Origin of the sequence: Lentzea sp. NEAU-D7 (genome assembly GCF_026242055.1) — a bacterium.
Lineage (GTDB): Bacteria > Actinomycetota > Actinomycetes > Mycobacteriales > Pseudonocardiaceae > Lentzea.
This window is the reverse complement of the sequence record NZ_JAPJDL010000007.1, coordinates 41834-55134: the sequence shown is the minus strand read 5'-3', so window position 1 is coordinate 55134 and position 13301 is coordinate 41834. Positions and strand designations below refer to the sequence as shown.

Sequence of the window (13301 nt, the reverse complement as noted above, 5' to 3'; positions counted from 1 at the left end):
GGTGATCAAAACCGTAGGAGCGGGGACGGCCGTGCAGAACTGGCTGGAATGCCATGTTCCAACGGATTCTCGCCAGCTACCGTGGTGGACGTGCACGAGGTGGCAGTGGTAGCGATGGACAGCGTCGTCCCGTTCGACTTCGCGACACCGGTCGACGCGTTCAACTGGGTCGGGCGGTACCGCGTGCGGGTCTGCGGTCCGAAGAGGACGGCCGACGCGGGCTGTTTCGGGATCAAGGTCCCGCACGGCCTGGAGTTGCTGTCCGAAGTGGACACGATCGTTCTTCCGGGTCACGATCCGGCCATGGTCGTGCCGAAGCCGGTGATCGACGGGTTGCGGCAGGCGGCGGCGAGAGGGGCGCGGATCGCGTCGATCTGCACGGGCGCGTTCGTGTTCGCGGCGACCGGTCTGCTCGACGGGTTGAGGGTGACCACGCACTGGCTGGGAGCCGAGGAGCTCGCGGCGCGGTATCCGGCGCTGGAAGTCGATCCGGACGTGCTCTACGTCGACAACGGCCAGTTCCTGACGTCCGCCGGTGCCGCCGCGGGCCTGGACCTGTGCCTGCACATGATCCGGCGCGATCACGGGTCGGCGGTGGCGGCCGACGCGGCGCGGTTCGCCGTGATGCCCCTCGAGAGAGAAGGCGGGCAGGCTCAGTTCATCGTGACACCGCCCGTGACGCCTCAGGGAGCAGAGCTGGAACCCGTGCTGCGGTGGATGGAGGCCAACGCGTCGCTCGACCTGACGCTGGAGGACATGGCCAAGCAGGCGGGCATGAGCACGCGGACGCTGAACCGGCGCTTCCGCGAGCAGACCGGCACGACGCCGCTCCAGTGGCTGCACCGCGCGCGGGTCCGCCAGGCGCAGCACCTGCTGGAGACGACCAGGGACCCGGTGGAGCTGATCGCGAGCCGCGTGGGCTTCGGATCGGCCACGGCGTTCCGCGACAGGTTCAAGCGGATCGCCGGGACCTCACCGCAGAGCTACCGGGCGGCTTTTCAGGGCAGCCACGCCTAGGGCTGGGAGTGTTCGTGCAGCAGGAGAAGCGTGTACGCGGCGATCGACTGGGCGTCGGTGATCTCGCCCTTCGCGATCATCGACTCGAAGTCGGCGCGCGGGAACCACGCCGACCGCATGTCCTGCTCCTCGTGCTCCCGCTCGTGGAATCCCTCGGAGAGGTCGGTCGCGAGGAACACGCGGCCGCGCTGCGACGACATGCCGGGCGCGACGTCGAGCACGCCGAGCTCGATCATCCGGCCGGCGCGCAGCCCCGTCTCCTCGCGGAGCTCGCGACGCGCCAGCTCCAGCGGGTCGGAGTCGGCGCGGTCCGGCGCGGTGCCCTGCGGGAACTCCCAGCGGCGCAGGCCGATCGGGTACCGGAACTGTTCGACGAGCCGCACGCGTTCACCGTCGAGCGGGATGATCAGCGCGAAGTCGGGCTTGTCGACCACGCCGTAGATGCCGCTCGAGCCGTCCGCGCGTTTGATCTCGTCCTCGCGAACGGTCATCCACGGGTTTGCGTACACCTCACGGGTGCCGAGGCTTTCCACGGCACGGACCGTACCTAACGCCCGGTTGTTGGACACACCCCGTAGCCTGTCGCGGTGCGTCTCGTCATCGCTCGCTGCAAGGTCGACTACGTAGGCCGACTCACCGCCCATCTGCCCATGGCGCAGCGCTTGCTGCTCATCAAGGCCGACGGCTCGGTGTCGATCCACTCCGACGACCGCGCCTACAAGCCGTTGAACTGGATGAGCCCGCCCTGCTGGCTGATCGAGGACCCGGACATCTGGACGGTGCAGAACAAGGCGGGGGAGAAGCTGATCATCACCCTCGACGAGGTCATGCACGACTCCAAGCACGAGCTCGGCCCGGAGCCGGGCCTGCAGAAGGACGGCGTCGAAGCCGACCTGCAGAAGCTCCTCGCCGAGCACGTCACGACCCTGGGCGACGGCTGGTCCCTGGTGCGCCGTGAGTTCCCGACCCCGATCGGCCCGGTCGACCTGATGTGCCGCGACGCCGCCGGAAAGTCGGTCGCCGTGGAGATCAAGCGGCGCGGTGAGATCGACGGGGTCGAGCAGCTGACCAGGTACCTGGAGCTGCTCAACCGCGATCCGCTGCTCGCGCCGGTGCAGGGCGTGTTCGCGGCGCAGCAGATCAAGCCGCAGGCGCGGGTGCTGGCCGAGGACCGCGGGATCCGGTGCGTGGTGCTGGACTACGACGCGTTGCGCGGCATCGAGCCGGACGAGTTCCGGCTGTTCTGACCGTCAGCTCACGAGCCCGGCACCCACGCGGTGCCGGGCTCGTCGTGCTTCCTCCCCTTCGGTCCACCAGCCGCCCAGCTTCAGCGAGCGACTCGGCTCACCTCGTGGTTTGGTGATCATCCACACGGGGTAGGAACTCGCTCACCTGGAGTACTGTCCTCTCCTGGTCGTTTCTGTTCGACTTTGTTGGAAGGCTTGGAGGTGGGCAGTGTCGATGTCGGTGCTGGCCGAAGCGGACCTGCGGCTTGACGCGGGACCGATCGACTACGCGTTGCTCGTCATCTACTTCGTGGTGGTTCTCGGCATCGGCGTGATGGCACGACGATCCGTCTCCTCCAGCCTCGACTTCCTGCTGTCCGGGCGGTCGCTGCCGGCGTGGGTCACCGGTCTCGCGTTCATCTCCGCGAACCTCGGCGCGCTCGAGCTCATGGGCATGACGGCGAACGGCGCGCAGTACGGCATGGCGACCGTGCACTACTACTGGATCGGCGCCATCCCCGCGATGGTGTTCCTCGGTCTGGTGATGATGCCGTTCTACTACGGCTCGAAAGTGCGCAGCGTCCCCGAGTTCATGCGCCGCCGGTTCGGCAAACCGGCCCACCTGGTCAACGCCATCAGTTTCGCCGTCGCGCAGATCCTGATCGCGGGCATCAACCTCTTCGCGCTCGCGGTGATCATCGACGCGCTGCTCGGTTGGCCTCTGCCGGTGTCCATCTGCGTCGCGGCGCTGGTGGTGCTCGCGTACACGACGCTCGGTGGCCTGAGTGCCGCCATCTACAACGAGGTGCTGCAGTTCTTCGTCATCGTGGCCGCGCTGGCGCCGTTGACGATCGTCGGCCTGATCAAGGTCGGCGGCTGGCAGGGGATCGTCGAGAAGGTCACCGACCAGGAGCAGCTGAGCGCGTGGCCCGCGACGGAACTCACCGGCATCAACAACCCGGTGTGGAGTGTGATCGGGTTGGTGTTCGGTCTCGGCTTCGTGCTGTCGTTCGGTTACTGGACGACGAACTTCGCCGAGGTGCAGCGCGCGATGAGCGCGAAGTCGATGTCCGCGGCCAAGCGCACGCCGATCATCGGCGCGTACCCGAAGGCGCTGATCCCGGCGATCATCATCATCCCCGGCATCATCGCCGCGCTGATCGTGCCGGAGATGGCGCAGCTCAAGGCCGGTGACACGAGCGGTGGGGTGGCCTACAACGACGTGCTGCCGCTGCTGATGCGCGACCTGCTGCCCAACGGCATCCTCGGCATCGCGATCACGGGTCTGCTGGCGAGCTTCATGGCCGGTGTCGCGGCGAACGTCAGCTCGTTCAACACCGTCTTCACGTACGACCTGTGGCAGGACTACGTGAAGAAGGACAGGCCGGACGAGTACTACCTGCGCATCGGCCGTCTCGCCACCGTCGGCGCGTGCGTCCTCGCGATCGGCACGGCGTTCATCGCGGCGGCGCTCGGCGGGTCCAACATCATGGACTACATCCAGGCGCTGTTCTCGTTCTTCAACGCGCCGCTGTTCGCGACGTTCATCCTGGGCATGTTCTGGAAGCGGATGACGCCGACCGCCGGTTGGGTCGGTCTGCTCGCGGGCACGTTCACCGCGATCTTCATCTACGCGATCTCGGAGCCCTCGTTCGGCATCAACCTGCTGGAGCTGCCCGGTCAGGGCGCGAGCTTCCTCGGCGCGGGTCTCGCGTTCGTGGTCGACATCGTCGTGAGCGCCGCGGTCACCATGGTCACGAGGCCCAAGCCGGACAGCGAGCTCGTCGGGCTGGTCTACAGCCTCACGCCCAAGGAGGACAGGGCTCACTCCACCACCGGTGAGGACGCGGGCTGGTACCGCTCGCCCGCCCTGCTGGGCGGCGGAGTGCTGGCCCTGACCACCGTTCTCTACTTCATCTTCGGCTGAGGGAGGCTGTCATGAGGTTGTTCGACCTGCGACTGATCATCGCTTTCCTCTTCGGCCTGTACGGCGTTGTACTGGTCGTCATCGGGTTCGGGTTCACGACCGACGAGGACCTGAAGAAGGCCGAAGGGGTCAACATCAACCTGTGGGCCGGCATCGCGATGGTGGTGCTGTCGGCGGTGTTCGCCGCGTGGGCGATGCTGCGCCCTCAGTTCGCGGACACGGACAAGCAGCCGCTCAAGGAGCTATGACTGCGGACGGCCGGGGTAAACGGGGTTGAAGGCCTCGATCGTCCACGCGTCGAGCCAGTTGAATGCGCGGCGAATTCGGTTTCGCACGTCTCTCCTTCTGTCGGGGTCTTCACCATGTACATCGCGTTGATGTTCTGAATCGTTCCCGTAGCTGTGGGTGACATGTGCCACGGGGTAACTCGGGGTACCGCCCACGAAGGCGCGCAAAGGTCGCTACCGTGCACGTCGTGCCTCGTTTTCGTGCCACCGCTGTGGTCGCCGCCGCCGCGTTGCTGATGGCCGGCTGTGCGACCGGGCCGGGTCTTGCCAAGACCAACTCGCCGCGCCGCACCGTGCAGGCGGGTGCGGACACGTCGACGTCGACCGACCCGTCGGTCAAGCAGTCCGCGCAGCCGGGCAAACCGGTCGACCCGGCGTTCGCGCCCGAGCGCCTGCGACTGGTCAACCCGTGCGCGTTGATCGAGAAGGAGCTGCTGCAGACGGTCGGCACGCCGTCGAGGTACACGAGCAGCTCCTACACGCGCTGCTCCAACTACATGAAGGACAAGGCCGGCAAGACGCTCAACATCACGCTGGACATCGGCTACTCGCTGACGTCCACCGAGCTGAAGAAGGCGACCAAGCAGATCGCCGGCCTCAAGAGCGGTGAGCAGAAGCTCAGCGGCGCCTCGTGCTTCATCTCGGCCGTGACGCAGGAGAACCCGGCGCAGGCCGTGCGGCTGCAGGTCAGCACGGGCAACGACGGCGCCGAGGCGTGCGAGCCGGGGCGCAAGGTGCTCGAAGGCGCCGTGCGCAAGCTCAAGGGCAACCCGCAGAAGTACAGCCCGCCGAAGGGCTCGCCGGTCGAGGTCGACCCGTGCACGATCGTGGAGAAGTCGACGCTCGCGCCCGTCCTCGGTGCGTCGCCGCGTGCGCTGCCGTACGGTCTGCACCAGTGCTCGTGGACGGGGCAGAGCGCGCAGATGCAGATCGAGTTCAAGACGGCGCGCATCCCGAAGGACGGCAAGTTCGACAGCAAGTCCGTCGAGACCGATCTCGGTGGCGGGCTGAAGGGCTACCAGTCGTTCAGGGACGGCGCCTACCCGACGTGCGAGCTGGTGCTGATCCGGACGAGGGACCAGGCCGACGCGGGTGAGATCGCCGAGTTCATCGTCGCGGCCTCGAAGGAGAAGGAGCTGGATCGCTGCCAGGCGGCGCAGGCGTTCGCCAAGGCGGTTCTTCCTTCACTGCCCCAGGCCTGACCGTCCCGCACGGGACCAGGCAGGGGCTGAAAGTTCCCCGAGTACGCGTTAGTGTCGAGGTTACTGGCGAGTACCGGGAGGAGCCCACATGACGCAGACCGCTTCGGACAGCGCGCTGTCGGACGATGGCGAGCAGCGGCGGTTCGCATCATTGGACCCGCGCACGGGTGAGGTCGTCGCGCACCACCCGATCCACACGGCCGCAGAGGTCGAGGACGCCGTGTCCTCGGCGCGCGAGGCCGCCGCGTGGTGGGCGGGTCTCGGCTTCGAGGGCCGCAAGACCAAGCTCGACGCGTGGCGCAAGATCCTCTCGCAGCGCTCGGACGAGTTCATCGGGCTGATCAGCTCGGAGTCGGGCAAGCCCGCCGACGACTCCCGCGTCGAGGTCGCTCTGGTGATGGACCACCTGCACTGGGCCGCGCGGCACGCCGGTCGTGTGCTGGGCAAGCGCCGGGTGTCCTCGGGCATGCTGATGTTCAACCACAGCGCGACGCTGGAGTACCGGCCGTTGGGCGTCATCGGCGTCATCGGGCCGTGGAACTACCCCGCGCACACGCCGATGGGGTCGATCTCGTACGCGCTCGCCGCGGGCAACGCCGTGGTGTTCAAGCCGTCGGAGTTCACGCCGGGCGTCGGCACGTTCCTCGCGTCGACGTTCACCGAGGCGGTGCCGGAGTACCCGGTGTTCCAGGTGGTCACGGGCTTCGGCGAGACGGGTGCGGCGCTGGTCGCCTCGGGCGTCGACAAGATCGCGTTCACGGGCTCCACCCGGACGGGCAAGAAGGTCATGGCCGCCGCCGCGGCGTCGCTGACGCCGGTGCTGGTCGAGTGCGGCGGCAAGGACGCGCTGATCGTCGACTCGGACGCCGACCTGGCCGCTGCCGCCGAGGCCGCGATCTGGGGCGCGGTGTCCAACGCCGGCCAGACGTGCGCGGGCGTGGAGCGGATCTACGTGGCCGAGGACGTCGCCGACGAGTTCACCGAGATCGTGGTGAAGCGGGCGAAGAAGCTCAAGCCGGGTGGCGAGCCGAACGCGAACCTCGGGCCGATCACGATGCCGTCGCAGGTGGAGATCATCCGCGAGCACGTGCAGGACGCGCTCGACCGCGGTGGCAAGGCGCTGGTGGGCGGGCCGGACTCGATCAGGCCGCCGTACGTCGAGCCGGTGGTGCTGGTCGACGTGCCGGAGGACTCGCTGGCGGTCACGGAGGAGACCTTCGGGCCGACCGTGGTGATCAACCGGGTGCCGAACGCGCTGGAGGGCGTGCGGCTCGCGAACCGGTCGAAGTACGGGCTGGGCGCCGCCGTGTTCTCCAAGTCGCGCGGCGAGGAGCTGGCCGCCGAGCTGCGCGTCGGGATGGTGTCGGTCAACTCCGTGCTGACCTACGCGGCGGTTCCCGGCCTGCCCTTCGGTGGCGTCGGCGACTCCGGGTTCGGGCGCATCCACGGTGAGGACGGGCTGCGCGAGTTCGCCTACGCCAAGGCCGTGACGAAGCTGAAGTTCAAGTCGCTGATCGACATGGCGACGTTCGACAGGCCGTCCCTGGCGGGCAAGCAGATGCTGCGCCTCGCGCGGATGCTCTTCGGCCGCTGAGCCGCCGAGGAGCACCCGCGCCGGGTTCTCAGACGCCGAGCTGCTTCTTCATGTCGTCCAGGACGACGTCCGCGGCGAGCACGCCGAGGCCGAGGAAGTACGTCTCGTCGAGGACCGGCTTGGCCTTGCCCGCCTTGACGGCGTTCAGGCCGCTCCACAGCGGGCCGCCGACGACAGCGCCCGTCGCGGTCTTGGCCGGGTCGCCGTAGGTGGAGTAGAGGATGAAGTCGCCGTCGGCCTTGCTGATCTGCTCCGCGCTGACCTCGGCGGCCAGGTCGTCCACCTGGGACGAGGTCGGCTGGCCGATCTTGGCGTCGACCAGGATCGTCCCGATGAACGACTTCTTGGCGTAGAGGCGAATGCGGCCCGGCATGAAGCGCAGCGCCGTCACCGTCGGACGCACACCGAGCTTCTTCTCGATGGCGTCACCGGTCTCGACGGCCTTCTTCGTGTAGTCCTCGAGCATCTTCGCGGCGTCGGCCTGGCGGTCGAGCGCGGCCGCGTTGAGCAGGAAGTTCTCCTTCCACACGTAGCCGGGGCGCACGCTGAACACCGTCGGTGCGATCGCCGAGAGCTTCGGGTAGAGGGCCTCCGCTCGCAGCTGCGAGCCCAGGATGAGGTCCGGGTTCAGCTTCGTGATTGCCTCGAGGTTGAGGTTGTTGGTCGTGCCGACGTTCTCCGGCGTGCCGCCCTTGGCGCCGATGTAGGACGGCATGGTCGGCGAACCGTCCGTGTAGGCGATGCCGACCGGCTTGATGCCGAGCGCCACGACGTTGTCGAGCTCGCCGGTGTCGAGCACGACCACCCGTTCGGGTTTCTTCTCGAGCTTGGTCTCACCCATCGCGTGCTTGATCGTGCGGGGGAACTCGCCGGGCTTCTGCGTCGTGCCGAAACCGTTGCTCAGTTCGTACGCCTTGCCGAAGTCCTCGCCACCTTGGGCGACGGTCGGCTTGTCCGGCGTGCTGGAGCAGGCGGTGAGGGTAAGGGCGACTGCTACGAGCAGCGCTGCTCTCTTCGACACGACGTTGTTCCTCCACTACGGAACGTGATGTTGACCTGCATTTCTTAGGGCGGCCTAACGGTACGCGGGTCGTTTGCCAGTTCCGAGCGTCAGACCCCCGGAGTAAGAAGGAACACGGCACCGACTTCTCGGGAGGGCTGTTCGATGAAGAAGATCATCAATGATCCGGACACCGTGGTGCAGGACGCGCTGCGGGGCATGCAGGCAGCCCATTCCGACCTGCTGACCGTGCACTACGACCCGGCCGTCGTCGTGCGCGCGGACGCGCCGGTGCGGGGCAAGGTCGCGATCATCTCGGGTGGAGGGTCGGGGCACGAACCGCTGCACGGCGGGTTCGTCGGGCGGGGCATGCTCGACGCGGCCTGTCCCGGTCCGGTGTTCACCTCGCCCACGTCGGACCAGGTGGTCGACGCCGTGTCGCGGACGGACGGCGGCGCGGGCGCGTTGCTGATCGTGAAGAACTACACCGGCGACGTGCTGAACTTCGAGATGGCCGCCGAGCTCGCGGAGTCGGAGGTCAGGTCCGTCGTGATCGACGACGACGTGGCGGTGAAGGACTCGCTGTACACGGCCGGGCGTCGCGGCGTCGGCGGCACGGTGCTGCTGGAGAAGATCGTGGGCGCGGCCGCCGAGCGCGGTGCTGATCTGGCCTACTGCGAGACGCTGGCCCTGAGGGTGATCGCCTCGGTGCGGTCGATGGGCCTCGCGCTGACCGCGTGCACGGTGCCGCACGTGGGTTCGCCGTCGTTCGAGCTGGGCGACGACGAGATGGAGATCGGCATCGGCATCCACGGCGAACCTGGCCGGCAGAAGGTGCACGCCGGTACCGCCGCGGAGATGGTCTCGGCGTTGCTCGACCCGATCCTGGAAGACCTGCCCTTCGCGTCGGGCGACCGGGTGCTGCTCTTCACGAACGGGATGGGCGGGACGCCGCTGCTGGAGCTGTACCTGGCGCACGGCATCGCGGAGCAGTTGCTGGCTGATCGGGGGATCACGGTGGAGCGAAGGCTGGTCGGCCCGTACATCACGAGCCTGGAGATGCAGGGGATGAGTCTCACGCTGCTGCGCCTCGACGACGAGATGGTCGAGCTGTGGGACGCGCCGGTCCACACGCCCGCGCTGCGGTGGGGAGTCTGAGGTGGGCTGCACGGCAGAGGACGTCGTGGCGGCACTGCGAGCCGCCGCGGCCGTCGTCCAGGAACACCGCGACGAGCTGGTGCGCCTGGACCAGGCGATCGGCGACGCCGACCACGGCGAGAACATGAAGCGCGGCTTCACCGCACTGGTGTCCCGTTTGGACACCGAGCCACCGGACACGCCCGCCAGGGTGCTGAAGCTGGCCGCCACGACGTTGATCTCGACGGTCGGCGGCGCGGCGGGCCCGTTGTACGGCACGGCTTTCCTGCGCGCGTCGTCCGCGGTGGGTGACGCGGCCGAGCTGGACCGCGACGCGGTGGCGCGGGCCCTGCAGGCCGCACTCGACGGCGTGGTCGCGCGTGGCAAGGCCGTGGTGGGCGACAAGACGATGGTCGACGCCCTGACCCCGGCCGTGACAGCCGCGGCGTCCGCCGAGGGCACGGTGGCCGCCACCCTCTCCGCGGCCGCCGACGCGGCGGAGGAGGGCGCGTCCTCGACGGTGCCCATGGTGGCGCGCAAGGGCCGCGCCTCCTACCTGGGCGAGCGCAGCGCCGGCCACCTGGATCCGGGCGCGAGGTCGACGGCGTTGCTGTTGCGCGCTTTCGCGGACGCGGCGGCCAAGGCATGACGGCGGCGGCACCGGCGAGCCGAGTCGGCCTGGTGGTCGTCTCGCACAGCGACATGCTGGCCAACGGCGTGGCGGAACTGGCCGTCCAGATGGCCCCGGACGTCGCGGTGCTCCCCGTGGGCGGCACCGAGGAAGGCGGCCTGGGCACCGACTACGGCGCGGTGGTCGAAGCCCTGGCCGACGCGGACTCGGGCGCGGGCGTGGTCGTGCTCTACGACCTGGGCAGCGCCAAGATGACGGCGGAGATGGCCGTCGAGTCGGCGGACGACCCCTCCCGCTACGCGGTGGTGGACGCCCCCTTGGTCGAGGGCGCGGTGGCAGCAGCGGTAACAGCCCAGGGAGGCGCCCCGTTACCTGACGTGGCCAGCGCCGCCGAAGGCGCCTCCGGCGAGGCCCCGGTGGCCGCGCCCACCCGCCCGGCACTGCACCTGGTGCCGGACGCCGTGTCGGCAGAAGTGCTGCTGACCAACGAGGTGGGCCTGCACGCCCGCCCAGCGGCCCTGCTCGCCAGAACAGTCGCAGAACTGGACGCCGACGTGGTGGTCCGCTACGGCGACGAGGAGGCGAACGCGGCAAGCGTGCTGGCCCTGATGGGCCTGAGCGCACCGGGCGGCAAGTCGATCACCGTGGTGGCCACGGGCAAGGACGCGGCGGAGGCGGTGCGGCGCATCGAGGAGCTGGCGGAAAGGGGTTTCGACGACTGACGCTGCCGCCGCCACGCTCCCGAACCGCACCTCAGCTCTGCGCTGAGGCGGGCAGCGCTGAGGTGGCCAGGGTCTAGAAGCAGGAGGTGCTGGGGCCGGTGTCAGGGCCGCGTGGTGTCAGGTGCCGTGGGCACCCGTGCCGTTCGTAGTCGATGCTCTGGCTGCGATCTGCCGCAGCGGTCCCAGCTCATCTGCGGTGGACCGCAGGTGGTCGGCGTGGCCTGCTCACCACGCCGGCCATCGCGATCCGGTACCGGTGTTCAACCAGCGTGATCCGGCCGCGTCGGCTCACCGTCCACTGCGGTCCGCCGCGACTCACTCCTCGCGGACCTCCGCGCTCGGACTCGTGCCGCTCGGACTCGTGCCGTCCGGACTCGTGCCGCTCGGCCCCGCGCCGCCTAGCCCCGCGCCGCCCGAACCCACCCGCTGCGGTCCCGTCCTCCACACGCCCACACGCCCGCACGCCCGCACGCCCGCACGCCCGCACGCCCGCACGCCCGCACGCCCGCACGCCCGCACGCCCGCACGCCCGCACGCCCGCACGCCCACGCGGCCGGGCCAAGCCGTCCCTCGGCCCCAGACGGCGCAACCCTCCGTTCCCCCACACGGGTTCATCAGGCAAAAGGCCGCTGCCAGGCATCCGCTAGACCGATAACTGTTTCGATCCCGATGGCGAAGCTCACGACGCCCGCCGGCGCTGGGAGTGGCATAGTCGCCCGCAAGTTACTCCTTGGTAGCCCACGCTTTACCCCGCAGGGAGGTCTGCAGTGGCGCGCGAAATCAACACCGTCGGAGTCGTCGGCTTCGGAACCATGGGCGCGGGCATCGTGGAGGTACTCGCACGCACCGGGCTCACCGTGAAGGTGGTGGAAGTCGACGCGGCCGGCGTCGAGCGCGGTCTCGGGCACCTCGAGCACTCGACGCAGCGCGCCGTGAAGCGGGAGAAGCTGACCGCGGACGAGAGCGCGGCGCTGCGCGGCCGGGTCAGCACGAGCCTCGACCTGGGCAGCCTCGCGGACTGCGACCTCGTCATCGAGGCGGTGCCGGAGAGCATCGAGCTCAAGGCGCGGATCTTCAAGGACCTCGACGAGGTCCTGAAGCCCGAGGCGATCATCGCGTCCAACACGTCGTCGTTGTCGATCACCGAGATCGGTGTCGTCACGAAACGGCCCGGCAAGGTCGTCGGCCTGCACTTCTTCAACCCCACGCAGGTCCTCAAGCTGGTCGAGGTCGTGCGCACGGTCGTGACGGAGCCGGACGTGATCACCGACGTGGTCGCGTTCGCCGAGCGGCTGGGCAAGTCGCCGGTCGTGATCGGGGACAGGGCAGGCTTCATCGCCAACGCCCTCCTCTTCCCCTACCTCAACCACGCCGTGAAGATGCTGGAGTCCAAGTACGCGACGCGCGAGGACCTCGACGCGGCCATGCGGTACGGGTGCGGTTACCCGATGGGACCGTTGGCGCTGCTGGACCTCATCGGTCTCGACACCGCGTACGAGATCCTCGACACGATGTACCACCAGTCGCGCAACCGCTTGCACTCGCCGGCGCCGCTGCTGAAGCAGATGATCACGGCCGGCCTGCTCGGCAGGAAGACGGGGCGCGGTTTCTACACCTACGACGGGCCCGATTCGCCGGTCGTCGTCGAGGACGTGCACACACCGTCCGAAGTGGACAGCGCTACGCAGGCGCGTGAGGTCCAGCGGGTCGGCGTCATCGGAACCGGCACGATGGCCACGGGCATCGCCGAGGTGTTCGCCAAGCGCGGGTACGACGTGGTGCTGCGGGCGCGGAGTCTCGACAAGGCGGAGAAGGCGATCGGCGCGGTCCGCAAGTCGCTCGACCGCGCGGTCAGCAAGGGCCGGCTCTCCGAGGCGGACCGCGACGCGACGCTCGCGCGCATCTCGCCCGCCGTCGAGTTCGTGGAACTGGCCGACTGCGATCTGATCGTCGAGGCGGTGGCCGAGGAGATCGGGATCAAGAAGGAGGTCTTCGCGGCACTCGACGAGGTGTGCAAGCCCGGTGCGGTGCTCGCGACGACCACGTCCTCGCTGCCGGTCATCGAGGTCGCGGCAGCGACCAGCAGGCCGGCGGACGTCGTGGGCCTGCACTTCTTCAACCCCGCGCAGGTCATGAAGCTGGTGGAGGTCGTGGAGACGATCTCCACGGGCGCCGACGTGGTCGCGACGGCCCGCAAGATCTGCCTCGACCTCGGCAAGCACCCGGTGCACTGCGGCGACGTGGCAGGCTTCATCGTCAACGCGCTGCTCTTCCCGTACCTGAACGACGCGGTGAAGATGCTGGAGGCCCACTACGCGGAGGCCGACGACATCGACAACGCGATGAAGGTCGGCTGTGGTCTGCCGATGGGACCGTTCGCGCTGCTCGACGTCGTGGGGCTGGACGTGTCGCTGGCGATCCAGCGCACGCTCTACAACGAGTTCCGCGAGCCCGGCTTCGCGCCGGCGCCGTTGCTGGAGCACCTGGTCACGGCCGGTCGTCTCGGCCGCAAGACCGGCAAGGGGTTCCGCGACTACTCGTGAGCCACTCACAGGGGC

The 13301-nt window shown here is 68.8% G+C and carries 12 protein-coding genes; 10 read left to right on the top strand and 2 right to left on the bottom strand.

Going from position 1 to position 13301, the window contains the following annotated elements; translation table 11 throughout:
* Positions 1-90 precede the first annotated feature (90 nt).
* Positions 91-1017, top strand: coding sequence for a GlxA family transcriptional regulator (locus ORI60_RS16015; protein WP_266038092.1), 927 nt, complete (start codon positions 91-93; stop codon positions 1015-1017).
* On the opposite strand, the gene ORI60_RS16010 is transcribed toward ORI60_RS16015, so the two are convergent.
* Positions 1014-1550, bottom strand: coding sequence for an NUDIX domain-containing protein (locus ORI60_RS16010; RefSeq protein ID WP_266038091.1), 537 nt, complete (start codon positions 1548-1550; stop codon positions 1014-1016). The genes ORI60_RS16015 and ORI60_RS16010 overlap by 4 nt on opposite strands.
* A gap of 54 nt (positions 1551-1604) precedes the next feature.
* Between ORI60_RS16010 and nucS the strand changes: the two genes are divergently transcribed.
* The 5 genes from nucS to ORI60_RS15985 all read left to right on the top strand — a co-directional run bounded on the left by nucS (position 1605) and on the right by ORI60_RS15985 (position 7253).
* Entirely contained in the window at positions 1605-2264 is a 660-nt protein-coding gene (nucS, locus tag ORI60_RS16005) for an endonuclease NucS (protein WP_266038090.1), read from the top strand.
* A 214-nt stretch (positions 2265-2478) separates the two neighbouring features.
* Positions 2479-4170 (top strand): sodium:solute symporter family protein, encoded by a 1692-nt coding sequence (locus tag ORI60_RS16000; protein ID WP_266038089.1) that lies wholly within the window; start codon positions 2479-2481, stop codon positions 4168-4170.
* Positions 4171-4181: 11 nt separating this feature from the next.
* A complete protein-coding gene (locus tag ORI60_RS15995) occupies positions 4182-4418 on the top strand; it encodes a hypothetical protein (RefSeq protein ID WP_266038088.1) in 237 nt (78 codons plus the stop codon).
* A 227-nt stretch (positions 4419-4645) separates the two neighbouring features.
* A complete protein-coding gene (locus tag ORI60_RS15990) occupies positions 4646-5659 on the top strand; it encodes a hypothetical protein (RefSeq protein WP_266038087.1) in 1014 nt (337 codons plus the stop codon).
* An 88-nt stretch (positions 5660-5747) separates the two neighbouring features.
* Positions 5748-7253 carry an aldehyde dehydrogenase family protein gene (locus tag ORI60_RS15985; protein ID WP_266038086.1) on the top strand — a complete coding sequence of 502 codons (1506 nt, stop codon included), beginning with the start codon at positions 5748-5750 and terminating at the stop codon, positions 7251-7253.
* Positions 7254-7281: 28 nt separating this feature from the next.
* On the opposite strand, the gene ORI60_RS15980 is transcribed toward ORI60_RS15985, so the two are convergent.
* Positions 7282-8274, bottom strand: coding sequence for an ABC transporter substrate-binding protein (locus ORI60_RS15980; RefSeq protein ID WP_266038085.1), 993 nt, complete (start codon positions 8272-8274; stop codon positions 7282-7284).
* A gap of 144 nt (positions 8275-8418) precedes the next feature.
* Between ORI60_RS15980 and dhaK the strand changes: the two genes are divergently transcribed.
* The 4 genes from dhaK to ORI60_RS15960 all read left to right on the top strand — a co-directional run bounded on the left by dhaK (position 8419) and on the right by ORI60_RS15960 (position 13286).
* Positions 8419-9411 carry a dihydroxyacetone kinase subunit DhaK gene (gene dhaK / locus ORI60_RS15975; protein WP_266038084.1) on the top strand — a complete coding sequence of 331 codons (993 nt, stop codon included), beginning with the start codon at positions 8419-8421 and terminating at the stop codon, positions 9409-9411.
* A gap of 1 nt (position 9412) precedes the next feature.
* Complete coding sequence (gene dhaL / locus ORI60_RS15970; protein WP_266038083.1) at positions 9413-10039, top strand: dihydroxyacetone kinase subunit DhaL; 627 nt, start codon at positions 9413-9415, stop codon at positions 10037-10039.
* Entirely contained in the window at positions 10036-10743 is a 708-nt protein-coding gene (gene dhaM / locus ORI60_RS15965) for a dihydroxyacetone kinase phosphoryl donor subunit DhaM (protein WP_266038082.1), read from the top strand. The genes dhaL and dhaM overlap by 4 nt, the downstream gene beginning before the upstream one ends.
* Before the next feature lie 767 nt (positions 10744-11510).
* Positions 11511-13286, top strand: a complete 1776-nt coding sequence (locus tag ORI60_RS15960; protein WP_266038081.1) for a 3-hydroxyacyl-CoA dehydrogenase family protein — start codon at positions 11511-11513, stop codon at positions 13284-13286.
* Positions 13287-13301 lie beyond the last annotated feature (15 nt).

What these genes read in the sequence shown, in the direction of transcription:
- ORI60_RS16000 (WP_266038089.1), top strand. Translation starts at nt 2,479, where the DNA reads ATGTCGGTGCTGGCCGAAGCGGACCTGCGGCTTGACGCGGGACCGATC.
- ORI60_RS15995 (WP_266038088.1), top strand. Translation starts at nt 4,182, where the DNA reads ATGAGGTTGTTCGACCTGCGACTGATCATCGCTTTCCTCTTCGGCCTG.
- ORI60_RS15985 (WP_266038086.1), top strand. Translation starts at nt 5,748, where the DNA reads ATGACGCAGACCGCTTCGGACAGCGCGCTGTCGGACGATGGCGAGCAG.
- dhaK (WP_266038084.1), top strand. Translation starts at nt 8,419, where the DNA reads ATGAAGAAGATCATCAATGATCCGGACACCGTGGTGCAGGACGCGCTG.
- dhaM (WP_266038082.1), top strand. Translation starts at nt 10,036, where the DNA reads ATGACGGCGGCGGCACCGGCGAGCCGAGTCGGCCTGGTGGTCGTCTCG.